Origin of the sequence: Bartonella jaculi, from assembly GCF_039543045.1 — a bacterium.
Taxonomy (GTDB): Bacteria; Pseudomonadota; Alphaproteobacteria; order Rhizobiales; family Rhizobiaceae; genus Bartonella; species Bartonella jaculi.
Genome location: NZ_BAABIZ010000010.1, coordinates 1 through 24,941 on the forward strand (window position 1 = coordinate 1; position 24,941 = coordinate 24,941).

Below are 24,941 nucleotides of genomic sequence, written 5' to 3' on the forward strand. Positions count from 1 at the left end.
GCATCAATGCGCAACTGTCTCACAATCTCTCGCTTCATGGTGATGTGAGCTATCAACAAAAGCTGCAAAAAACCGGTATCTCCGGCGCCAGTTTTTCAGGTGGCATACGCTATCAGTTTTAAAACAAAGCTATAAAAGCAAGCCTATTTATTCTCTACACATGAACAAAAAGGCAGCATACTGTGCTGCCTTTTCTATTTATAAATACGAATTTCTTTTTTTAAAAAGCTCTTTTTTATGGCAGAAAATAATCAAAAGGTTTCAGTAATTGTTATTTACAATTGTGAAAAGCCTTATTCCCACCCTTTTTCAAAAAACAGAGCTCCGCATTTTGAGAAAAATAGAAAAATAAAGACAGAAAGAATCAAAAATCCAAAGACAGTAAAATTAGGCCTATTCCATAGAAAAATCAGAAAATTTTATAGAAAATATTTTCAAAAATATAATTAAATAAATTCTAATAATAGAAAAATAGCTCACCTTATGAGTTATATTTATATATCATAGGGAAAAATACATAATATGATAAAAAATATTATACTTAAATAATTTTCTAAGATAACAATAAAAAATGAAAACCTCTATAGTACAGCAAAAGAAACTTCAAACAGAAAAGTTTCTGCTTTCTTTTCTGTAAAGTCTCTCATACTCTCTCTTCTCTGTGAGCAATAGGTTCAATACTCGCTTCAAAAAACATTTTGGTATAGTCGTTTTGTGCATGCAAATTGCGGAGATCACTATTGCTAAGCTCTTCAAGAATAACACCATGATGCATAATGCCAACACGTTCACATATATGCGCAATAACAGGAAGATCATGAGAGACCATTAAATAAGTTAATTGTTTTTCTTCCCGCAACGATTTCAACAAATTCAAAATCTCAGCCTGCACTGATACGTCTAATGCAGATGTTGGCTCATCGAGCAACAAAACTTCTGGCTCAATAATCAAAGCCCTTGCAAGAGCAATACGCTGACGCTGCCCACCAGATAACTCATGTGGATAACGGTAGAGAAATGAAGAATTTAAACCAACAGAATTCAAAACATCGTGTACCCGTTCTTTTCGGTTATCCATACCATGAATTGCAAGCGATTCTGAAAGAACAGTATGCACCATTTTTCGCGGATGAAGCGAAGCATAAGGATCTTGAAAAACGATTTGAATACGTCGCAAAAAAGCTTTGCTTCTTTTCTGCAGCACTTCTTCTCCATTAAAGAGGAATTTCCCACTATAACGGGGTATAAGCCCTACCAATGTATTCAAAATCGTTGATTTTCCACATCCTGATTCACCAATTAAACCGTAAGCTTCTCCACGTTTAATATGGAAATTGACATTTTTAACAACTGTCACTGCTTTGTGCCCATGCCCAAAGGTTACAGATAAATTAGAAACATCAACAATATTTTCACAATTGGCCATGGACAGCTCCCTCAAACACCATTAACAATCGTTGGACTTGACAGCCAATCAGGATCTCGCTCAGGAACAGCCAAAACATCAACTGGTTTATCAAGCCGTGGTAAACTATCTAATAAAGCCTTAGTATATGGATGACGCGCACGCGATAAATCACACGCAGGCAATTCTTCTAATACGCGACCAGCATACATCACCAAAACACGATCACAAAAATCAGCAATCATATTTAAATCATGACTAATAAAAATAAGTCCCGTTCCAGATTTTGTTACAAGCTCATCTAACACTGACAAAACTTGACTTCTCACAGTGACATCAAGTGCAGAAGTTGGCTCATCCGCAATAATCAAATCAGGCTTAGGAATAAGCATCATAGCAATCATCACCCGCTGTCCCATACCACCTGATATTTCATGAGGAAAGAGACGCATAACATGCTCAGGATTACGAATATGAACAGATTCTAACATAGAAATTGTTTTTTCCCACGCATCCATTTTTGAAACACGATAGTGGATACGGTAAGCTTCCATGATTTGATCCCCAATTCGCACTAATGGATTAAGCGAATATTTAGGATCTTGCAAAATCATTGAAATACGTTTTCCCCTAATTGTACGCATCTGAGGTTCACTTGCAGCCAAAAGATCGATATCATCAAAACACATTTTTTTGGCTTTAACGGTTGCAGACTTTGGACTCAGCTTTAACAGGGCACGTCCAGTCATTGATTTTCCGGACCCTGATTCCCCAACAATTCCAATTTTTTCCTTTCCTACAGAAAAGCTAACGCCACGCACAACTTCTAGCCTGCCGCGCATTGTAGGAAAAGAAATACGTAAATCTTCTATCTCTAATAATTTTTTACCCATTACGTGGATCCAATATATCACGAAGCCCATCACCTAAAAGGTTGAAGGCAAGACTTGTAAGTAATATTGCACAACCTGGCATCGCCGCCAACCACCAACTTGTCATCATAAATTCACGACCTGTCGAAAGCATAGCTCCCCATTCAGGATTTGGAAGTTGAGCCCCCAACCCCAAAAAACCAAGACCAGCAGCCGTCAAAATAATTCCAGACATATCTAACGTTAACCGCACAACCACTGAAGGAATGCACATCGGTGCAATATGAAACAGAATAATTCGCCAAGTAGAAGCACCTTGCAAGCGAACTGCTGAGACATAATCAGATGACCGTATAGTCAAAGTTTCAGCACGTGCCAAACGCGCTATCGGTGGCCATGCTGCGATTGAAATCGCAATTGCTGCATTTTCAATCCCTGGTCCTAAAGCTGCTGAAAAAGCAAGAGCTAAGACCAAACTTGGAAAAGCAAGAAAAACATCAACAACACGCATAAGAACAGTATCAACCCATCCCCCCATATAGCCAGATACAGTTCCAACAACCAGCCCTACTGGTCCCACAATAATTGTTGTGAGAAAAACAATATAGAGAGTGATACGTGCACCAAAAACGAGACGACTAAAAATATCACGCCCCAACTCATCTGTCCCTAAATAATGCTGCACAGACGGCGACTGCAATCGATGAACAAGGTCATTGCTCATAAAGTCATGGGTAGCAATCCAAGGAGCAAAAATTGCACATAAAACAATAACAAAAATAATAATCAGACCAAATACAGCTGAAAAATTATGAGAAAATCTGATCGATGAATGATAAATTTTTTGTACATTTGTTTGAAGTATTGACCTTGGAACAGATTCATTTAACCAATGTTTCAAAGAAAATGACGATTGCGATTTATGATGATTAATGATTGTCATATTCAACGTGTCCTTGGATCAAAGATGCGATAAAGTAAATCAGAGAATAAATTAATAACAACAAAAAGAAATCCTACAAGGAAAGTACATCCTACAACCGCATTCATATCTCCTGCCAAAAGTGCATTGGTCAAATAACGCCCGAAGCCAGGCCAAGCAAAAACCGTCTCTGTCAAGACAGCACCTTCTAATAAAAAAGCATAAGAAAGCGCGACAACGGTAATAATCTGAACAGCCGCATTACGAAAGGCATGCCCCCAAACCGTTCGCGCCCACGATAATCCCTTCACACGTGCAGTAATAATATATTCTTGATTAAGCTGTTCAATCATAAACCCACGAGTCATACGACTAATATAAGCCATGGCACCAAAAGCTAAGATTAAAGCAGGCATAATAATATGGCTAAAAACATTGCCAAATGCTTCCCATTGCCCTTGCCGAAGAGTATCCCAGAGAAAAAATCCTGTTCTAGGTTCAAAAGAGTATTCGTAAATAAAATCAAGACGCCCTGGACCACCAATCCAGCCAAGTTTAGCGTAAAATACCAACAACGCCATCAATCCAAGCCAGAAAGTGGGTGTTGAATAACTTAGCAGTGTAAAAACACGGACAAAATAATCGATAGGTGAATCGCGATACATCGCTGCAAAAATACCAAAAGGAATACCAAAACTTGTGCCAATAATAATAGCAACTGTTGCAAGCTCTAACGTTGCAGGAAATACACGCATAATATCTGTTAAGACAGGACGCCCTGAGGTTAAAGCATCCCCAAAATCAAACAAAAATACATTGTGGAGATAATTCCAATATTGAACAATCAATGGCTTATCAAGACCCAACTTATAAAACATTGCATCATAAGCTTCCTGACTGATATTATCGCCAAGCATAGCAAGAACAGGATCTAAAGGAAGAAGATGACTAATAAAAAAAGTGATAGTCACCAAACCAAGCAAAGTAATAAATACTGAAATCAACAGTTTAAATATCTTGACAAAGAAATCCCATATATAAAAATTTTTCTGCTTTTGCGTTTCTGCGATATTGGCTTTTGGAAATGATAAAGTCATCTTGATACGATCCTACACACCTATAAAATATGAATGTGGCATTCTTCCTTCCCACACAATCAAAAAATTATAATCACGCGCCCTACATTTTTATTCATGTAACTGCGCATATTTTTCTGCATCATTGTAATAAAGTCTAAAACTATTCCAAACCCAATTTTTTACTGCTGGTCCCATGCCAACGGTATAATAGGTCTGAAATAAATAAACCATAGGACCATGCTCGAGCACATAATGCTGTAAAGCGCGATACTGCGTAATACGCTTATTTTGATCTTGCTCAAACAAGGTATCCATTATCATTTTATTGACATTTTCATCATAATAACCAGCACGCCAAGCCAAATACATATTGTGCTTTTTTGTAAATGTTGGATCAGGATTAAAAACGTGATTTAATGAAGCCGGATGTCCATCAGGATCAGCACTCCCCCACCCCATAATAGCAGTATCATAGTTTCCACCACGAACACGGCTCAATAATTGAGCTTGTGCCATCTTTTCAATTGTAAGCTCAATGCCAATTTTGCGTGCATTCTCTTGGATAGACTGCGCCACAGATGACATATAGTTAAGGCTACCAACTAAAAGATTGGCCTTAAAACCATTAGGATAACCCGCTTCACTTATTAATTGCTTTGCTTTTTGAAGATCAAGTTTAAAGGGCAATCCTTCTTTTTCATCCAAAGCCCCTGGAATACCTAATGGCATATAACTTGCACGTGGAATTGCAATACCCTTTAAAATAGTTTTTCCAAGCCCCTCGTAATCAATCAAATAACGAAGTGCCAATCTTACTTTCTCGTTAGCAAAAATTGCGTTTTTGTTGTTCAACGATAAATAAATAGACTGCGGTCGCAAAACACGGCTAATTTTAACGGCTCCCCCTTGTTTTTCAATATCCAAGATATCCTCTGAAGAGAGATCACGCGCTATATCGACATCACCTTTTTCCAAAAGCAGTCTTTGGCTTGCTGATTCAGCAACATGCTGCACAACAATCTGCTTAATTTTTGGCACATCATCTCCCCAATAATGTTGTGTAGCCTGTAATATAACTTTCTCCCCAGGAGTCCAACGCACCAATTTATAAGGACCAACACAAGCAGAATGCGTGGCTAAATATTTATTGCCCATATCACCATCAACACTCTTCGCTTCAAGTGTTTGCCGATCAAGCAAAGCAGAAGCATAAGACTGTCCAATTACAGTCAAAACAAGTTGGATAGGATAAGGTTTATCCAATTTCAGTTGTAAAGTTTTATCGTCAAGGGCCTGAATATCAGTTTCAACGTTGTCTTTAGTAAACCCATAGTTCATCAAAGATTGGGCATAGCTCAAGCCTAATTTAATAATCCGTTGCATTGACCATGCAAGATCTTGCGCTGTTGCCTTTCTTCCATCATTAAACTTTAAATCATCACGAAGATGAAAAACTATTCTTTTTCCACCATCTAAAACATCCCAAGACTGAGCCATAGCAGGGCGAACTTTCGTAGGATCATTGCGATCATACTGCACCAACGCACTGCAAATATTCGTCAATAATTCACTCGTTACAACCTCAACCGATTGTGCTGGATCAAAACTGCTAATTGAATCAATATTCCACGCCATCACCAATGTATCTTTAGATGATGATGCACTCAATGCTAGTGGTATGGAGACATTCACCCCCCCAATTGCCCCTAATAGAATACAAAAGTTCTTCAATACCCCTTTTTTGCTCATTTGATTTCTTCCTTTTGCATTTTATTTTGTTTATCCAAACTCAAAATACTTCTGCTGTATCTCTTTCATCTCTCAGAAGTATAGCACAAAACACAATCCACTCTCTCGAACTTCCATCAAGCCAGACACTCAAACGCCAACCTATAATTGAGACGGATACTACCTGCACTCTAGCAAACAGATGTCTTCAGAAACATTCTCGCCATGCTGATCAATATTGATCACCTCACACCTATAAACTGAACCTTAACCAGACTTTATAGAAAACACCCCCAGCAATTTCATACCCTAAATGACTTAGCCCCCCTTTTTATTTCAGGGGGGATTTTCATCATTTGCGTCATGAACACATTCATTAATTAATATCTCACTTAATGCGTTTATTTTTCAATTGCACTATAAAAAATGCGTGGTGAACTATTCCAAACCCATTTTTTGATATCTGGTGTCATAGCTACAACACTATATTTCTGAAAAATGAAAGCATAAGGTCCTTTTTGCATAAGTTCACGCTGCAAATCAGCATACATTTGTGCCCGTTTCTGTGGATCTTTTTGAAACAACGCCTCTTCAACCTGTTGATTCATCTCTGTATCCAAATACCCATGCTGCCAACTACCATAGGCTGTATTTTTAGCCTCAAACCGATTATCAGGGTTGTAAATAAGGCGCGAAGCCATTGAATGAGGATCGGCAGAGTCATTATTCCATCCAACAAAAATCGTATCAAAAGCACGTGCGGAAAGTTTTGAAAACAACTGTGCACCTGCCAAACGTTCAATTTTAAGATGCACTCCCACCTTTGCTGCATTATCTTGCAGTGACTGAGCAATTGGCAAAGCATAAGGAGATGTCCCCACTAAAAAATTTGCCTCAAAACCTTCCGGATAGCCTGCTTCCGTTAAAAGCTGTTTCGCTTTTTGAAGATCAAGTTTAAAGGGTTGTCCTTCTTTTTCATCCAAGGCTCCAAAATTCCCAAGCGGAATAAAGCTTGCACGTGGGATACCAACACCTTTGAGAACACTCTTTCCAAGTCCGTCATAATCAATAAGATAGCGCATTGCTAAACGCACTTTTTCATTAGCAAAAAGTGGATTTGTCGTGTTGAACCCCCAAAACATCATGGATGGTTCTAACACTTTCTCAACCTTAATATCTGTTGTTGCTTGAAGATCTGTTAGATCCTCCGGCATCAAATCACGTGCAACATCAACATCATGTTTTTGCAACAATAAACGTTGCGTTCCAGGCTCTGCAACATGGCGAATTAAAATCTTTTTTAATTTAGGCGCTTCTCCCCAATAGTGAGAACTTGCACGCAACAAAATCGCTTCTCCAGGACGCCAGCTACTTAACTGATAAGGGCCAACACAAGCAGCATGACTGGCCAAATACCGGTTTCCCATATCACCATCTTTTTCGTGCTTCATAATTGTTTCACGATCAAGCAAAGCGGTAGCACGACTAGCAACAATATTGTTAAGAATAAGTCCTGCTGGATAAGGCTTATCAAATTTCATCACCACCGTTTTTTCATCCGGCGCTTGAAGAGCAGAGTCAATATTTTGTTCTGTAATCCCATATTCATTAAACGCCGCCGCCGTGGCCATCTTTAGTTTAACAATCCGCTTCATACCCCAAACAACATCATGAGCACTAGCAGGTCGACCATCATTAAACTTCAAACCATCGCGCAAATGAAAAGTAATCACCGTACCTTGGCCATCATCTGAAACATCCCAATGCGTTGCCAAAGAAGGAACCATTTTGGCTGGATCATCTTCAGCCGCACTCACCAAATTATCACAAACATTGACAACAATTTCATTTGCATACACATCATTGATTTGCGCAGGATCAAACGTATTAATTCCATCAATATTCCAAGCCATCACGAGTGTATCAGCAGGTGTTTTTGCTGAAACTTGTTGCACAAACATCCCCAATGCAATAACAGCAGAAACAAAAGAGCTGCCGCTTTTCAATATCTTTTTATTTAAGTTCATAAATTTTTCCTTTTAAGTATTATATCGATGAATTATTTTGAAATGATACGATAAACTTATAACAACAAAGACTGAATAAATAAGTTTTGACCACCTATACAGAACTACTCACTCTTAAATTCCACTCACTCTTAAATTCATTGGCTTAAGTTGCAATGAATCCATAAAAACATATAAAATGCCTTCACGCAGCCAGCATCACATCCGCATTCCAATATCTTTTTACCCTCTCAAATAAGCTGTATCTCATCCTTAAAGCACTCTCAAGTTGTAAGTCATATAGAAAGCCATCGCACAGAATTCATAGATTAACCATTCTCTTCCCTTTAACTGTATCAAAAAATAATGATGTGCAAATTTAAAAAAATAATCATTCCCCTCAGGCAATCAGTTTCAAGATGTACACTCAATCTTTACCGCACTATAAAGACCGTATCAAACAAGCAGAAAAACACAAGAAAGCCCCCTTGCTGCAATTTATCCCTGTAAAAAGCTCTTTAAGCTTTTGGAAGCCAAGCATAAAAGGAAATCTTTCTTTTTTATGCACGATAGAAAATAAGTCAGCAAAGATAAAGCTACAACGAGAAATACCAACTCCTCTAAACTTCATCTTGTGAAGGACATCATAGCCAATGAGCAAGTACATAACAAAAAGCGCTGTTTCATGCGTAAAAACAAAACCCCTCATACTCGCTCCCCCCCGAAAAGACATAACTGCTATCAACCCTTTCCAATTTCGATGTTTACCATTGCTTCTCTCCAGCAAAAGGAGACACCAAACCATACACCGTACCAATTATTTTTCCAACGGCAAATTCTAGGGATTCAACTAAGCAATGGAGTGGACATAAACCTGTCTGAGCTTAAACATCTTCCCCAATAACCGGAGCTCACACAGCAAAATCGCTTCCCAAAGAAGAAAACTATCAGATAATAAAGCGTAATACAAGCAGCCTGAGTGATTTACATCAATTTTTCATAGCACCATTTTGTTCTGTATTGTATGCACAAACATTTGCTAACAAGATACAAAATAAATATGCCACTGACTCTATATTCAGAAAAAAGTTTGATAAATATATCCGTATTAAATTTCAAAAATAGAACAATGCATTATAGCTCTACACGGATAAACCTGAAAACAATCCCGCCTTCATCAAGACATGAATAAAACGTCCGTTGTTTTCCTTATTATGAATTTTTATCAATACAACAGACAAACATTACTTAAACCAATATTATAAATTGCATCCATGACAACTTCAGAAATAAAAGGTTTTAAAAACTATTCCTGAAAAATTGCCAACGGCTTTTTCTTCAACTTTTCTGAAATGACATTGCTGTAGCTGTTAAAACCAGTTCTATGCCCCAATCCCTCCACACCCGAAAGCGATCACCAAATGATAACCAGCAGTTTACTGTTAAAAGACTATTTTGTATTCTATTCACAAATCCCTTCCACCCCTTATATAAAGAGACTTTTTGTAAATTTATCGACAAAAACACCCTTCAAGATGATCATTCACTATTCCCGTGGCTTGCATAAAAGAATAGCAAATTGTAGGACCAACAAATGTCCAACCGCGTTTTTTTAAATCTGCAGCAAGACGCAGAGAAGCCGGTGTGACAGAATTGTTCTGCAATATGTGAAAATCTATTTTTTCATAACGCTCTGATTGTGGTGGCTGAAAAGACCAAAAATAGTCAGACAAACATCCCCATTCTGTAATTATTTCGCGCGCTTTGAATGCATTGTTAACGACTGACCGAATTTTTCCTTGATGGCGAACAATACTTTTATCTAGCATCAATATTTTGATCTTTTCTTCATCATAACTTGCAATCTTTTCGAAATCGAAATGATCAAAAGCGTGGCGAAAATGAGCGATTTTTTTTAAAATTGTGATCCAAGAAAGTCCTGCTTGAAAACCTTCAAGACAAATTTTTTCAAATAAACGGTAATCATCAAAAATAGGTTTTCCCCATTCATTATCATGATAAGCACAATAAAGCGGATCAGTTCCCGCCCATGAACAACGAATTTTTCCATCCGCTCCCATAAGAAGCCCCTCATCGAGCGCTAAATTTACCGTATCAAAAGAGCGTTCCTTGATCATCTTGCTTCGATTTTATCCGTTTAGATTTTGAAGATTGATTGAGAACATGGTCATGCGTTGAAACACGAATTTCACCATCAAAGAAGCGTAAATTTATCTGCCCCGTTTCAGGAAACTGTACCAATCGTTTAATGGGCTTATTTTCTTGCCCCAGAGCCAAAACAAAACCACGCTCCAAAATATTCTGATACGAAGTACTCCTTAAAAGCCTAGATGCTACCTCTATCTGAGCACGTTTTTTTTCCACATTGCGCATAAAAGCACGCTGAAGACGCGCTATATATTCCCTTGTGTTGTGTTGTGCTTTTTCAATATTAAGCAAACGCAATGAAAAACGCACACCAAGGGCATGAAAAGAAAAACGTTTTTTATCATAGCTTACAAAAAGAGCACGCTGCAAACGACTTGAAATTTCATCAAAACTTCGCCGAGGTAAAGCAAAAAGTTGATCAGCAGTCGGAAGAACGCGTAGAGTAGCACGCAATTTTTGTCGATGAAAATCAAAATAACGCGCGAGCCCCGTGCGCAAACGTGCACCAAGCGATGCCACTTGCACCTCGAGATCAAGTTTAACAGGAACAGCGCGTTCTGCTGCTGCTGTGGGAGTTGGAGCGCGCCAATCGGCGACATAATCAATCAAGGTCCAATCCGTTTCATGCCCAACAGCAGAAATAACAGGAAGAGAAGATTCATAAACAGCACGAACAACGGCTTCGTCATTAAATCCCCACAAATCTTCTAAACTTCCCCCTCCCCGTGCAACAATAATAAGATCAGGTTTAGGAACAACTCCTCCTAAAGGCAACGCATTAAAACCTTCAACAGCAGCAGCCACTTCCCGCCCGCTTGTTTCGCCCTGAACGCGTACAGGCCAAACCAAAATATGCAACGGAAAACGATCTGATATACGGTGAATGATATCGCGAATGACAGCACCTGTTGGCGATGTTATAACGCCTATAATCTTGGGCATATAAGGCAAAGGTTTCTTCTGTGCTTCATCGAATAAACCTTCATCCGCAAGCTTCTTTTTGCGATTTTCTAGAAGTGTCATCAAAGCGCCAACACCTGTTGGTTCGAGAGCTTCAATGACAATTTGATATTTTGACGACCCAGGATAAGTCGTAAGCTTGCCGACAGCGATTACTTCTAACCCCTCTTCAGGAGGAAATTTGAGCTTTTCCATGCACCCGCGCCAAATAACAGCTTCCAACCGTGCCTTATCATCTTTTAAAGCAAAGTAGGCGTGACCTGAAGCATGTGCACCTCGGTATCCCGATATTTCTCCACGCACCCGCACATAACCAAATTTTTCTTCAACAACGCGTTTTAAAGCTCCTGCTATTTCAGAAACGCTGAATTCTGCTATATTCGTTGCAGCTGTTTTTTCACCAAAAAAATTTACCATTTTTTAATTCACAGAAGTTGCAATATTGAATCTTAATATCCATACAAAAACATCTTTAATGAAAATAAAATGTCTCTCTAAAGAGAATGTCCTAAAATTACATTCTATACACAACATATCGATCCGTTACCGATGACCTTCGACGTCTTGCAAAGTTCTTAAACTATATACAAAACGCCGAAGATATTTTTCCTACTTTTGTTATATTTTACAACATTTAAGACACGCTTATTTTTCAATTGCACTATAAAAAATATGTGGTGCACTATTCCAAACCCATTTTTTGACATCAGGTGTCATAGCGACAGAAACATATGTCTGATAGATAAAAGCATAAGGGCCTTTTTGCATAACTTCACGTTGCAAATCAGCATACATCTGCGCGCGTTTCTGTGGATCTTTTTGAAACAACGCATCTCTAACCTTTTGATTCATATTTTCATCAAAATAGCCATGGCACCAACTAGCATAGCCTGTATTTTTCGCCTCAAACCGATTATCAGGGTTGAAAATAAGGCGTGCAGCCATTGTATGAGGATCAGCAGAACCATTATTCCATCCGAAAAAAATTGTATCAAAACCACGCGCATAAAATTTTGAAAACAACTGCGTACCTACAAAATTTTCAATTTTAAAGTGCACGCCTATCTTTTTTGCATTATCTTGGAGTGACTGAGCAATGGGCAAAGCAAAAGGATAAGGAGATTTCCCTGCAAAAATATTGGCCTCAAAACCATCTGGATAACCTGCTTCCGTTAAAAGCTGTTTGGCTTTTTGAAGATCAAGTTTAAAGGGCTGTCCTTCTTTTTCATCCAAAGCACCAAGATTTCCAAGCGGAATAAAGCTTGCACGTGGAATACCAACATCTTTAAGGAGAGTTTTTCCAAGACCTTCATAATCAATAAGATAGCGCATTGCCAAACGCACTTTTTCATTAGCAAAAATAGGATTTGTCGCATTGAACCCCCATATAATCATGGAGGGCGCCAACACTTTTTCAATCTTAATATCTGTTGTTGCTTGGAGATCTACTATATCCTCAGGCGTCAAATTACGTGCAACATCAACATCATGTTTTTCCAACAATAAACGTTGTGTTCCAGACTCTGCAACATGGCGAATTAAGATCTGCTTCAATTTAGGTGCCTCTCCCCAATAATTGGAACTTGCACGCAACAAAATCGCTTCTCCAGGACGCCAGCTACTTAACTGATAAGGACCAACACAAGCAGAATGACTGGCCAAATAGCGGTTTCCCATATCACCATCTTGTTCGTGTTTCATAAGTGTTTCACGATCAAGCAAAGCAGCAGTACGATTAGTAGAAATATTGCTAAGAATAAGCTCTGCTGGGTAAGGCTTATCAAATTTCATTACCACCGTCTTTTCATCCGGTGCTTGAAAAGCATCATCAACATTTTGTTCTGTTATACCATATTCATTAAATGTTGCTGCATTGGACAACTTCAATTTAACAACCCGCCTCATGCCCCAAACAAGATCATGAGCACTAGCAGGCCGACCATCATAAAACTTCAAACCATCGCGCAAATGAAAAGTAATCACCGTACTTTGGTCATCGCTTAAAACATCCCAACTTTTTGCCAAAGTGGGAACCATTTTAGTAGCATCATCTGTAGCAGAATCGACCAAATTATCACAAATATTATTAACCACTTCAATTCCATAACGGTCATTGAGTTGTGCAGGATCAAATGTACTTATTGGATCAAGATTCCAAGCCATCACAAGAGTATCAGCAGGTGTTTTTGCTGAAACTTGTTGCACAAACATTCCCAACGCAATGACAGCAGAAACAAAAGAGCTGCTCCCTTTCAATAATTTTCTGTTCAAGTTCATAGATTTTTCCTTTTAAAGGTTATTGTATAAATTCCCCATGCAACAATAATGCACAAAAATAAGCAGATCAGATTTAGAAAACACACCTCCTAAAGATAAAATATCAAAACCTTCAATAGAAACAGCGGCCACTCATCCCCCTGACACGGATAGGCTAAATCCAAATATGTAACGGAAAGCAATCCGGTATACGATGAAGATATGAAGAATGACAGTGCCTATTGATAATCTCACAACGCCTATAATTGAAGGCGTAGAAGGCAAAGGTTTCTTCTTTGCTTCATCAAACAGGACTTTTCCTTGCGATTTTCTAGAAGAGTCATAAAAGCGTCCCCCCAGTTGATTCAAGAGCCTCAAAACAATTTGATATTTTGAGGGTACCAAATTAAATTATAAATTTTCCTATAGCGATAACTTCCCTCCTTTTTCAGGAGGAGATTTAAGCTTTTCTACAATCCCGCACCAAATAACAGCATCCAACCGCACCTTATTATCTTTTAAGGCAAAGATGGCATGATCCAAAGTATGAATCGCGGTAACTGAACGATTTCCCCATGCCCCCGCACATCACCAAACTTTATCTTAGATAACGCACTTTAAAGCCCCCACTTTTTCAAAAACACTAAATTTTTCTCCACTTAATGTGCCAGTTTTGTTGTTGCGTTTGTTTTTCCAATCAACAAATTATTATTTTTTCCAAAGATTGAGATATTCAATCCTAACATTTGAAACATATTTTTATTAGAATGAATAGTCTCTCTTAAAAAAAGAATATCTTGAAATTACATTCTATACACAACACTTCGGTTCGTTACCGATGACCTTCGACGTATTTGCACAGTTTTTAAACCATATGCAAAACGTCGAAGATATTTTTTCCTACTTTTGTTGTATTTTATAACATTGAAATCCACTTATTTTTCAATTGCACTATAAAAAATACGTGGTGCACTATTCCAAACCCATTTTTTAACCTCAGGTGTCATAGCGACAGAAACATATGTCTGATAGATAAAAGCATAAGGCCCTTTTTGCATAAATTCACGTTGCAAATCAGCATACATTTGCGCGCGTTTCTGTGGATCTTTTTGAAACAGCGCATCTCTAACCTTTTTATTCATATCTTCATCAAAATAGCCATGGCACCAACTAACATAGCCTGTATTTTTCGCCTCGAACCGATTATCCGGGTTGTAAATAAGGCGTGAAGCCATTGTATAAGGATCTGCAGAATCATTATTCCATCCCATAAAAATCGTATCAAAGCTACGTGCATAAAGTTTTGAAAACAACTGCGTACCTACAAAATTTTCAATTTTAAAGCGCACGCCTATTTTTTTTGCATTGTCTTGGAGTGACTGAGCAATGGGCAAAGCAAAAGGATAAGGAGATTTCCCTGCAAAAATATTGGCCTCAAAACCATCTGGATAACCTGCTTCCGTCAAAAGCTGTTTGGCTTTTTGAAGATCAAGTTTAAAGGGCTGTCCTTCTTTTTCATCCAAAGCACCAAGATTACCAATGGGAATAAAGCTTGCACGTGGAACACCAACATCTTTGAGAAGGGTCTTCCCAAGACCTTCATAATCAATAAGATAGCGCATTGCCAAACGCACTTTTTCATTAGCAAAAATAGGATTTGTTGTGTTAAATCCCCACATTATTACGGATGGCGTCAATCTTTTCTCAATCTTAATATCTGTTGTTGCTTGGAGATCTGCTATATCCTCTGGCATCAAATTACGTGCAACATCAATATCGTGCTTTTCCAACAATAAACGCTGTGTTCCAGGCTCTGCAATATGACGAATTAAAATCTGCTTTAACTTAGGTGCCTCTCCCCAGTAATTGGAACTTGCACGCAACAAAATCGCTTCTCCAGAACGCCAGCTACTTAATTGATAAGGACCAACACAAGCAGCATGACTAGCCAAATAGCGATTTCCCATATCACCATCTTTTTCGTGTTTCATAATTGTCTCACGATCAAGCAAAGCAGCAACGCGAAGAGTAACAATATGGCCAAGAATGATCTCTGCCGGATAAGGCTTGTCAAATTTCATTACCACCGTCTTCTCATCCGGTGCTTGAAGAGTAGAATCAACATTTTGTTCTGTAATTCCATATTCGTTAAATGTTGCCGCCGCAGACAACTTCAATTTAACAACCCGCCTCATACCCCAAACAAAATCATGAGCGCTAGCAGGCCGACCATCATTAAACTTCAAACCATCGCGCAAATGAAAAGTAATCACCGTACCTTGACCATCATTTGAAACATCCCAACTCTTTGCCAAAGAAGGAACTATTTTAGCTGAATCGTCTGTAGCGGAATCGACTAAATTATCACAAATATTGGCAATAATTTCATTTCCATAACGTTCATTAATTTGTGCAGGATCAAAAGTCTCGATTGAATCAAGATTCAAAGCCATCACGAGAGTATCAGCAGGTGTTTTTGCTGAAACTTGTTGCACAAGCATCCCCAACGCAATAACAGCAGAAACAAAAGAGCTGCTCCTTTTCAATAATTTTCTGTTCAAGTTCATAGACTTTTCCTTTTAAAGTTTATTGTATAAATTCCCCATGCAACAATAACATGCAAAAATAATAAGCTCAGCCTTAGAAACCATACCTCCCCAGAAGCAAAATACCCAAAATTTCAAGAGCAGTAGCTATTTTTCAACCGCTCGTTTTCCCCCTGAACACATACAGGCAAAACCCAAATATGTAACAGAAAATGATCTAATATACAATGAATGATATCATGAATGGCCACGCCTATTGGTGATATCACAACACCTATAATTCAGGGCATAGAAGGCAAAGGTTTCTTCTTTGCCGCATCAAACAGCCTTTCTTTAAACTTTTTCTTATGATTTTCTAGAAGTCTCATCAAAGCCCCCGTTGGCTCAAGCATTTCAATGACAATTTGATATTTTTGATGCCGCCAGTAAGTTATCAACTTGCCAACAGAGACCATCTCTCCCCTTGTCTTCAGGAAAAAATTTGGCTTTTCCATAACTCTACGCCCAATAACAACTTCCAACCGCACCTTATTATCTTTTAAGACAAAGGTGGCGTGATCCAAAGCATGAGCACCATAATAACCTGATATTTCCCCACACGCTTGCATACAATCAAACTTTTCTTCAACAACACATTCTAAAGTCCCCCGCTATTTCAAAAATACTAAACTTTTCCCCATTTAGTGAGCCTGTTTTTTTCAACAGACAAATTTACTATTTTTTCAATTCACATAGAATGAAATACCCAATCTTAACATTTAAAACATATTTTTATTAGAATGAATAGTATCTCTCTAAAAAAGCATATCTTGAAATTACATTCTATACACAATATATTAGTATATTATAAATATTTAATCTATTGTAGAATTTTCAACGTACTGAAAAATCCTCACCATCATACAAAACGTTGAAACATTATCAATATTCTACCGAGAATTCCTAGAAACTAAAGAATATCCACCAAGTTAATGAAAGGAATACTATGAAGATATCTCGAAAAATGCCAACAGAGCACGAGCGTGTTTCAGAAACAAGTACAGAGGTTACGCCAGTATTACAAGGTGGTAAACTCGAAAAAAAAGTAAGAAAAAATAACAAAAAAACTATTTTTTCGTACCTATGATAAAATCACCATTGTATTATGCAAAAGGAATGCAACGCATTATGCAAAGGGAGCGCAATATATTCGAAAGTGTAAAAAAATGAAAAGAAAAAAACAGTTATCTCATTCTTTTTATGCATTTCTCGGAGATACATCAAGATGCGTTACTCTAAAATTGCTCATCTTTTCACTTCTTGTTGGCATCGTGATGAATTTTCTTGGATGGACGCCTCGAAGTCTTATACGAACAATAACGGAATTTTTTAAACCTCTATGGGAAACAGGATTTATAACTCTTGCAAACTTCTTCCATATGACCATGATGGGGGCTATTATTGTTGTACCTATTTTTCTTTTTCTACGCATTTTCCGCAAAAAATAAATGCCTTAGTGTTTCCCTTCCGCTAGTCTTTTCGAAAAATCAAACGACATAAAAAGCCTGTACTAACAGCCATAATCACCGCAACAATACCATATAAGAAACTATGCTTATGTGCTGCACGGAAAATAGTATAAGCAATATGTGCTTTAACAATTTCAAGAGTCGTTGTCGCACTATCAATAAACTGTCCGTCGCGAAAAAGATAAGCACGGACCTGATAATGCCCAACAGGAGTGTTTGCCGGCAAACGAAAATGTGCTGTAAAAAGTGCACCAGAACCAAAACGAACACCGCCCACTTCTTCATTATAAAGGCCTTTGGCTTTTTGCAATTTTATAAGTTCATCACGGAAAGTTTGTATTTTTTCCTGATCTTGTTCATCCGTCTGCAACAATAAATAAGATAATCCTAGACTCAAGCGTTTATAATCTTCAACGCTGGTAATCTCATCAATCTCACGCGTTGTGACCATAGAATAAAAGAGAGGAACATTTTTAAAAATCAGGGAATCTGCGTTAATCCAAACTCCAGCATTACGTTTTTTTTCCCGCATAACCATCGGCCGAGCTTGTCCCTCTAAGCTAACAACAATATCATAGCGGTTTTGTCGAGAATATAATGGATCGATATTTTCCAAAACACCAGCAATATAAAGATCGCGGCCATCAAAATGTGCATCAACCGTAATCCTATTCGTTGTTACGATAATTTGGATAGTTTCGTGATCAACTTGATCAATGAATGCAGCTTTCGCTCCAACATATGCCCACGTGGGAAAAGAAACTACACAAAAGCAGCCTGCAATGATGCATAAAGAAAATAATCTACCCATTTTTATCTCATAAGATTATCCAGAGAGAAAAGATTATCAGGGCGTACAAATAATTGGAAAGCAAGACGCATACATACAATCAACACCAAAAATGCAAGCGCCATACGCAATTGTTCAGCCTTTAATTTTCGGCCAGCCCGTGTCCCATATTGTGCACCAATACTTCCTCCAAGCATCAGCAAAAAAGCCAAAACAATATCAACTGATTGATTACTCACACTTTGCAAAACTGTAGTAAAAGAGGATACAAATGTAATCTGAAAAAGTGAGGTTCCAATCACCACACTGGTTGGAACGCGCAGAAGATAAATCAGTGCTGGTATCATAAAGAAACCTCCACCAATTCCCATAATAGAAGATAACAATCCAACAATCAGACCAATCGCTAAAACTGGAATGATGCTGACATATATCATTGATGTCCGAAAACGCATTTTTAACGGCAATCGATGAATCCAATTATGTCGACCAGCAAGACGAACATTGACTTTTTGTGCTTTGCGCTGGCGCATCATATCGCACCAACTTTCAATAATCATTAAACTTCCTATACTGCCGAGAAGAATCACATAAAGAAGCGAAATCATGAGATCTAATTGGCCCAATTTTTTCAGAACAGAAAAAATCTGAATCCCGATTAAAGAGCCAATTCCTCCCCCAATTGCCAAAAGAATACCAAGTTTGATATCAAGAGTACGTCTTCTAAAATGTGCAATCGCCCCCGTTACAGATGATGCAATCATCTGGTTAGCTCCTGTTCCAACAGCAATAGCAGGAGGAATATTATAGAAAATCAATAAAGGCGTGATGAGAAAACCACCGCCAATCCCAAAAAGACCTGAAAAAAAACCACCAGCCACCCCCATACCAATCAAGATCAGCATGTTGAGCGACATTTCAGCAATTGGTAAATAAATACTCACTTACAGAACCTTCAAGATAATTTAAGGTTTTTTTTAGATAATCCGAGAGCCCCTCTTTAAATGCTCCCCTTTTTCAATAATCTTTATTGTCTGTCTAAAAGGACAACTTGAGATGCCATATATGTCTTTGCAAAATTACAAATGCGTCACAAACCTAACATCATGAAATTAAAAAAAACGAACCCCTCTTAAAACATCATAAAAACATAACGTTATCACTGATATAAATGCAATAATTAAAAAACAAAGAAGAAATTTTTTAACAGGATACCGTAAAAAAAAGGAAATTCCCTGATTCTCAGCCTTTAAGTGAGATTCCGCCTTTAAGGAAGGGGGATGATTATTCTCAATGCAATGACGAGATTCTTGAACATCAGAGGGTTTTTCTTCGATTGCAGAACGCTCCACAAGCTCCTCAACCTCTTTTGAAGAAGACTTCATGGCATCACTTAACAAAGAGCTTTTATCCCTTTGTTGCAATGCGTTTTCAACATTTGTTTGGATGGGAGTTACACTTTTTTGTCCTGAAAATTTTGCTTCTTCTTGGAGCAACGAGCGTTCTTGATTTTCCTCACATACCATATGAGCAAGGTGTTGCACAACAGAATCAAATGATTTTGAACGAGACATACGCCGTGTTACTGCTGCTTCTGGATTTTTCTTTTCGCTCTGCAAACTCTGAACAAGCGTTTTAATCTGCTCTAAACACTCAAAAAGCTTCTTTTCTTTTTGGCGGCGTATATAATGCTCAGCCAAAATGGCCCGACTAATGTCATCCAAGTAAGATTTAAAATTCTCTTCCACAGGACTGTGTGGTGTCAAATAACGAGGTGAATGCTTCATCTGCATTTGTGTGTAAACAGAGCGTAATTTTTTAGCAATATCGGACATCGTTACTTCAGAAGGCGCATTTACCTCCTCCTTTTGCTCAACAACAAAAAAAGAAGGTTTATCATCTCTAACCTGCTTAGTAGTATGACTCTTCATGTTCACAAACACTACCCCTCATTTCTTTTCTGCAAAGAATCGCACAAATAAGTCAAAAGTGTGCTCTATTTTAGTAAATAGAGGTTTAAGAACTTCCCAAAATATTTGCCAAAAACATTTGAAAGAATAATGTTTTATTTTACTGCTTTCAAACGTTGAAAAATCATTCTCCCATTTTTTCCTTTTTCACTCTTTTGCCATTGCATTTAATACCCGATTATACACGTTATAAACTGAGTATGCGGAACAAAAAAATGAGATCCTCATTTTGCTATTGGTAGATCATTTATCATTCTGCATCCCTCTTATTTCAAGTTTTTTTCGTATAACTGTTTCAAAAACTATGCTGAACACATTCTTTTGAAATAAATGTTTTTTGTTTTTTACTTTTTATTCAAGCGAAGATGGCAATTATTAAAGCATAAAAAAAGGAAAAATAGAGATGCGTAACGATGATAAAAAGTATAAGCCCCCATAAGAAAACTGATATAATAGGAAAACCAATGATACATGAGATTCAATTCTAAAGGATTTGGTTTCTTATGGTTATTACTATAAACTTGTGATCATACAAACAAAGAGGATCATCATGAAGATAATTGTCGCTGTCAAACGTGTTGTTGATTATAACATTAAGATACGCGTCAAACCCGATAACACAGGTGTTGATCTATCCCATGTAAAAATGTCCATGAACCCTTTTGACGAAATTGCCGTAGAAGAAGCAATCCGCCAGAAAGAATCTGGGAAAGTTTCTGAAATCGTTCTTGTTTCAATTGGACCAGAAGCAGCGCAAGAAACTTTGCGAACTGGACTAGCAATGGGTGCCGACCGCGCACTCCTTGTCACAACACAGGAAACACTTGAGCCTTTAGCAATTGCTAAGGTTCTCAAGGCTATTGTGCATGAAGAAAAACCAGATATGGTCTTTTTGGGAAAACAAGCCATTGATGATGATAGCAATCAAACTGGACAAATGCTAGCAGCTCTTCTTGGTTGGGGACAAGCAACTTTTGCTTCAAGCCTAAACATAGAAAACGGGCATGTAACTGTCATCCGCGAAGTAGATGATGGTACCCAAACCATTTGCCTCCCTCTTCCCATAGTTATGACTGCTGATCTACGGTTAAACGAACCGCGTTATACTTCTTTGCCCAATATTATGAAAGCAAGAAAGAAACCTATTGAACAAAAGGCGCTTTCTGAGCTTGGTGTAGAGACGCAAGCGCGCTTAACAGTTCTTAGTGTTGAAGAGCCAAAACCGCGTAAATCCGGTATCAAGGTGGCTAATGTGGCAGAGCTTGTCAATGCGCTAAAACAAACCAATCGCATTTAAATTCGATAACTAAGTGATCAAAAACAATAATGCATAAAAGGGCAAAAACTTATGGCAATTCTTTTATTAGCCGAACAGAATACAGAAGAAACCGCAAAAGCACTCACCGCTGCTCGCGCAATAAGTAGCGATATTGATATTTTAGTTTGTGGAAAAAATGTTCAAGAGATCGCTGAAAACACTGCTAAACTCACGAGTGTACGGCAAGTTCTTATCGCTGAAGCTGATTATTTAGCACATCATTTGGCCGAACCTGTAGCCGATACAATCATAAAATATGCGCATGATTATGATGTGCTCATGGCTGCCTCTACCAGCACCGGAAAAAATGTGATGCCGCGCATAGCTGCTCTTCTTGATCTTATGCAAATTTCAGACATTATCGCCGTGATTGCACCTGATACTTTCAAACGAACAATTTATGCAGGAAATGCCATTGAAACTGTACGCACCAATGATCGTCAAAAGGTTATAACAGTTCGAACTGCCTCTTTCACACCAACCCCACAAAAAAATGATGCTGCTCCCATTAAAACAATAACACCAGCCCCTAATCCAAACCTTTCTTCTTTCGTAAAAGCAGAAACCAACAAAAGCAATCGCCCTGAACTTACCTCAGCCCGTGTTATTGTATCAGGCGGACGCGGTCTTGGTTCACAAGAGAAGTTTATGGCACTTCTTCTCCCTCTTGCAAATAAGCTAGAAGCTGCTTTGGGTGCCAGCCGTGCAGCCGTTGATGCAGGTTATGCTCCCAATGATTGGCAAATTGGACAAACAGGCAAAGTTGTGGCCCCTGAGCTCTATATTGCTGTCGGCATTTCCGGTGCAATCCAGCATTTAGCCGGTATAATGGATGCACAAGTTATTGTTGCTATTAATAAAGATGAAGAAGCACCTATCATGCAAATTGCTGATTACGCTCTTGTAGGCGACCTTCACCAAATTATTCCAGAGTTGGAGAAAGCTTTATAAGCCATGAATGCACCTCTGCATCACCAACGCGAAAGTATAGAATTTGACAGAGTGATTGTCAGAGCGAAACTTGCAAAACCTTTCGCCATGAAAATCGCTGATTATCCCCTTGTGGATGATCTTCACCAAATTATTCTAAAGTTGGAGAAAGCCTTATAAGCCATGAATGCACCTCTGCATCACCAACGTGAAAGTATGGAATTTGACATAGTGATTGTCGGAGCAGGACCTGCAGGGCTTTCCGCTGCAATTCGCCTTAAACAGATTAACCCTGAGCTCTCTGTCATAGTCGTTGAAAAAGGGAGCGAAGTCGGTGCTCACATTCTGTCTGGTGCAGTTATTGATCCTATCGGCATTGATACACTCTTACCAGAATGGAGGAATGAACACGATCATCCCTTTAAAACACCTGTTAGCAGTGACCAATTTTTTTCACTAACACCGAAGCACGCTATACTATTTCCCAATATTCTTCGCCCCAAAATCTTATCAAATGACGGTTGCTACATCGTTTCGCTTGGCGATGTCTGTCGCTGGCTGAGCAAAAAAGCCGAAGCACTCGGTGTTGAAATCTATCCTGGATTTGCCATATCGGATACCATCCAAAGCGATAACGGAGCTATCATTGGTGTTCTTACGGGTGATATGGGGCTTAACAAAGATGGAACCCCTGGAGAGAATTTTATGCCCGGTATGGCATTACTGGCAAAATATACTCTCATTGCGGAAGGAGCACGTGGTTCCATTGCAAAACAACTGATACAGAAATTCGAACTTAGCAAAAATCGTGAACCACAAAAGTTTGGTCTCGGTCTCAAAGAGCTCTGGAAAGTTGAGCCCTCAAAACATAAGCTTGGTTTAGTTCAACATTTCACCGGTTGGCCCTTAGACAACAATACCGGCGGTGGAGGTTTTCTTTATCATCAAGAAAACAATTTAATTTCTGTCGGTTTTGTTTTGCACTTAGATTATAAAAATCCTTATCTTTCTCCCTTTGAAGAATTTCAACGTTTTAAAACCCATCCTAAACTCTATGAAATCTTCAAAGGTGCAAAACGCCTTTCCTATGGAGCACGCGTGATCAGTGAAGGTGGCTGGCAATCTGTACCAAAACTTACCTTTCCCGGTGGAGCGCTTATTGGCTGTTCTGCCGGTTTTGTCAATGTTCCTCGTATCAAGGGATCACACAACGCCATTTTATCCGGAATATTGGCAGCCGAGAAAATTGCTACAGCTCTTGCACAAGGTCGCGCTCATGATGAAGTCAAAGAAATCGAAGAACATTGGCGAAAAGGCCCCATTGGCAAAGATCTTTATAAAGCACGCAATGCCAAACCACTCTGGACAAAATTAGGCACAAAATATGGGATCAAGCTTGCCGGCTTTGATATGTGGTGGCAACAGCTGTTCGGATTTTCCTTATTTAGAACACTCTCCCATGGAAAAGCAGATTATGCATGTCTTGAACCAGCAGAAAAGTTTCAACCCATTGCTTATCCAAAACCAGATGGGATTGTAACCTTTGATCGTCTTTCCAGTGTTGCACTTTCCAATACGCACCACGAAGAAAATCAACCCTGCCATTTAAAAATAGCCTCATTAGAAAAACAAAAAGACTCCGAATATGCAATTTATGGAGGACCTTCCGCACGCTACTGCCCTGCCGCTGTCTATGAATGGCGAGACCATAATAATCAGGAAATTTATGTTATCAACGCTTCAAACTGCATACATTGTAAAACCTGCGATATCAAAGATCCTAACCAGAATATCAATTGGACCTGTCCGCAAGGCAATGAGGGGCCCCTTTATCCAAATATGTAACTATTGTTCATTCCACTAAAAGGGGAATCCGTAAAAACCTAATCAATAAGAATGCTTCCTTGCAAAACTCAGAATCCATCCGATATCTTCAAGGTATAAGTCCTTTTACAAAGTGAAATCTATTCCAACCACATTCCACAATAAAATACTCTCATTACCCATCACTTTTTTTATCAGAAAAAATAACATACTGTTATTAAAAACTATCTATCAATGACAAAACAATGGCTAAAATATTTTGACCATTCTACTTGTAAAGATAGAAATCATTGCCCATCTTCACCATCTCTTTTTAAGTTGATTTTACAACTTCCCAAAACATCCACAGCAATATCTTTTAAAGAATGGTGATTGCGCAGCACTTCATGCTTCTGCTTTTTTCTCGTTCTTTCCTTACGAAGCACAGTAGACTATTACGCTACTCATTCATAAATTTACTTTAGAAAGACGTCTCTCGTTGCTCCCAACGCCCATTTCCAACCTCCCTCCATGAACAATAACGCAAGATCTATTGAGCACCACAAGCTTTTATAAAAGTACAAGCAGGCACCACCATTCTATTTGCTACATCAAAATGTTGTACTTGCTATTGCATGAAACCAGTTGATAAAGAAACGTATTTACACCATTCTAAAAC

21 protein-coding genes and 1 pseudogene are annotated in these 24,941 nt (G+C 38.4%); 6 read left to right on the forward strand and 16 right to left on the reverse strand.

The window, feature by feature from the left end:
- Positions 1-237: 237 nt before the first annotated feature.
- Positions 238-450 (forward strand): hypothetical protein, encoded by a 213-nt coding sequence (locus tag ABD915_RS05265; RefSeq protein WP_345116169.1) that lies wholly within the window; start codon positions 238-240, stop codon positions 448-450.
- 193 nt (positions 451-643) lie between these two features.
- Here ABD915_RS05265 and ABD915_RS05270 read toward each other — a convergent pair whose 3' ends face one another.
- The 13 genes and pseudogenes from ABD915_RS05270 to ABD915_RS10275 all read right to left on the reverse strand — a co-directional run.
- Entirely contained in the window at positions 644-1,426 is a 783-nt protein-coding gene (locus ABD915_RS05270) for an ABC transporter ATP-binding protein (RefSeq protein ID WP_345116172.1), read from the reverse strand.
- An 11-nt stretch (positions 1,427-1,437) separates the two neighbouring features.
- Entirely contained in the window at positions 1,438-2,298 is an 861-nt protein-coding gene (locus ABD915_RS05275; RefSeq protein ID WP_345116175.1) for an ABC transporter ATP-binding protein, read from the reverse strand.
- Positions 2,291-3,220, reverse strand: a complete 930-nt coding sequence (locus ABD915_RS05280; RefSeq protein WP_345116178.1) for an ABC transporter permease — start codon at positions 3,218-3,220, stop codon at positions 2,291-2,293. Before ABD915_RS05280 ends, ABD915_RS05275 begins: the two co-directional genes overlap by 8 nt.
- Before the next feature lie 2 nt (positions 3,221-3,222).
- Entirely contained in the window at positions 3,223-4,296 is a 1,074-nt protein-coding gene (locus ABD915_RS05285) for an ABC transporter permease (protein WP_345116181.1), read from the reverse strand.
- A gap of 90 nt (positions 4,297-4,386) precedes the next feature.
- Positions 4,387-6,027 carry an ABC transporter substrate-binding protein gene (locus ABD915_RS05290; protein ID WP_345116185.1) on the reverse strand — a complete coding sequence of 547 codons (1,641 nt, stop codon included), beginning with the start codon at positions 6,025-6,027 and terminating at the stop codon, positions 4,387-4,389.
- A gap of 380 nt (positions 6,028-6,407) precedes the next feature.
- The gene (locus ABD915_RS05295) at positions 6,408-8,033 is read right to left on the reverse strand and encodes an ABC transporter substrate-binding protein (protein ID WP_345116188.1); all 1,626 of its coding nucleotides are present in this window, start codon (positions 8,031-8,033) and stop codon (positions 6,408-6,410) included.
- 421 nt (positions 8,034-8,454) lie between these two features.
- On the reverse strand, positions 8,455-8,721 hold the full coding sequence (locus ABD915_RS05300; RefSeq protein ID WP_345116190.1) for a hypothetical protein: 267 nt from the start codon (positions 8,719-8,721) through the stop codon (positions 8,455-8,457).
- 629 nt (positions 8,722-9,350) lie between these two features.
- Positions 9,351-9,482 (reverse strand): hypothetical protein, encoded by a 132-nt coding sequence (locus ABD915_RS05305; protein ID WP_345116193.1) that lies wholly within the window; start codon positions 9,480-9,482, stop codon positions 9,351-9,353.
- 41 nt (positions 9,483-9,523) lie between these two features.
- Positions 9,524-10,150 carry a DNA-3-methyladenine glycosylase I gene (locus ABD915_RS05310; RefSeq protein ID WP_345116196.1) on the reverse strand — a complete coding sequence of 209 codons (627 nt, stop codon included), beginning with the start codon at positions 10,148-10,150 and terminating at the stop codon, positions 9,524-9,526.
- The gene (gene xseA, locus ABD915_RS05315) at positions 10,128-11,558 is read right to left on the reverse strand and encodes an exodeoxyribonuclease VII large subunit (RefSeq protein WP_345116198.1); all 1,431 of its coding nucleotides are present in this window, start codon (positions 11,556-11,558) and stop codon (positions 10,128-10,130) included. Before xseA ends, ABD915_RS05310 begins: the two co-directional genes overlap by 23 nt.
- A 228-nt stretch (positions 11,559-11,786) precedes the next feature.
- Complete coding sequence (locus ABD915_RS05320) at positions 11,787-13,418, reverse strand: ABC transporter substrate-binding protein (protein ID WP_345116201.1); 1,632 nt, start codon at positions 13,416-13,418, stop codon at positions 11,787-11,789.
- Positions 13,419-14,332: 914 nt separating this feature from the next.
- Entirely contained in the window at positions 14,333-15,964 is a 1,632-nt protein-coding gene (locus ABD915_RS05325) for an ABC transporter substrate-binding protein (RefSeq protein WP_345116204.1), read from the reverse strand.
- Between the two features lie 146 nt (positions 15,965-16,110).
- Positions 16,111-16,654, reverse strand: a pseudogene (locus tag ABD915_RS10275) (exodeoxyribonuclease VII large subunit); the annotation flags it as partial.
- Between the two features lie 494 nt (positions 16,655-17,148).
- Here ABD915_RS10275 and ABD915_RS05335 point away from each other — a divergent pair.
- The gene (locus ABD915_RS05335; protein ID WP_345116210.1) at positions 17,149-17,430 is read left to right on the forward strand and encodes a DUF6460 domain-containing protein; all 282 of its coding nucleotides are present in this window, start codon (positions 17,149-17,151) and stop codon (positions 17,428-17,430) included.
- A 22-nt stretch (positions 17,431-17,452) separates the two neighbouring features.
- Here the strand turns inward: ABD915_RS05335 and ABD915_RS05340 are convergent, their stop codons facing one another.
- From ABD915_RS05340 to ABD915_RS05350, 3 genes are all read right to left on the reverse strand, one after another.
- Positions 17,453-18,262, reverse strand: coding sequence for a TIGR02186 family protein (locus ABD915_RS05340; protein ID WP_345116212.1), 810 nt, complete (start codon positions 18,260-18,262; stop codon positions 17,453-17,455).
- A 2-nt stretch (positions 18,263-18,264) separates the two neighbouring features.
- Positions 18,265-19,185, reverse strand: a complete 921-nt coding sequence (locus tag ABD915_RS05345; protein WP_345116215.1) for a sulfite exporter TauE/SafE family protein — start codon at positions 19,183-19,185, stop codon at positions 18,265-18,267.
- 168 nt (positions 19,186-19,353) lie between these two features.
- A complete protein-coding gene (locus ABD915_RS05350) occupies positions 19,354-20,178 on the reverse strand; it encodes a hypothetical protein (RefSeq protein ID WP_345116217.1) in 825 nt (274 codons plus the stop codon).
- Positions 20,179-20,761: 583 nt separating this feature from the next.
- On the opposite strand from ABD915_RS05350, the gene ABD915_RS05355 reads away from it, so the two are divergent.
- Genes ABD915_RS05355 through ABD915_RS05370 form a run of 4 tightly spaced genes read left to right on the forward strand, consistent with a single transcriptional unit; the run spans position 20,762 to position 24,304 of the window.
- Complete coding sequence (locus ABD915_RS05355) at positions 20,762-21,508, forward strand: electron transfer flavoprotein subunit beta/FixA family protein (protein ID WP_345116220.1); 747 nt, start codon at positions 20,762-20,764, stop codon at positions 21,506-21,508.
- Between the two features lie 51 nt (positions 21,509-21,559).
- The gene (locus tag ABD915_RS05360) at positions 21,560-22,480 is read left to right on the forward strand and encodes an electron transfer flavoprotein subunit alpha/FixB family protein (RefSeq protein ID WP_345116223.1); all 921 of its coding nucleotides are present in this window, start codon (positions 21,560-21,562) and stop codon (positions 22,478-22,480) included.
- 3 nt (positions 22,481-22,483) lie between these two features.
- Positions 22,484-22,639 carry a hypothetical protein gene (locus ABD915_RS05365; RefSeq protein ID WP_345116226.1) on the forward strand — a complete coding sequence of 52 codons (156 nt, stop codon included), beginning with the start codon at positions 22,484-22,486 and terminating at the stop codon, positions 22,637-22,639.
- A 3-nt stretch (positions 22,640-22,642) separates the two neighbouring features.
- Entirely contained in the window at positions 22,643-24,304 is a 1,662-nt protein-coding gene (locus ABD915_RS05370; RefSeq protein WP_345116229.1) for an electron transfer flavoprotein-ubiquinone oxidoreductase, read from the forward strand.
- Positions 24,305-24,941 lie beyond the last annotated feature (637 nt).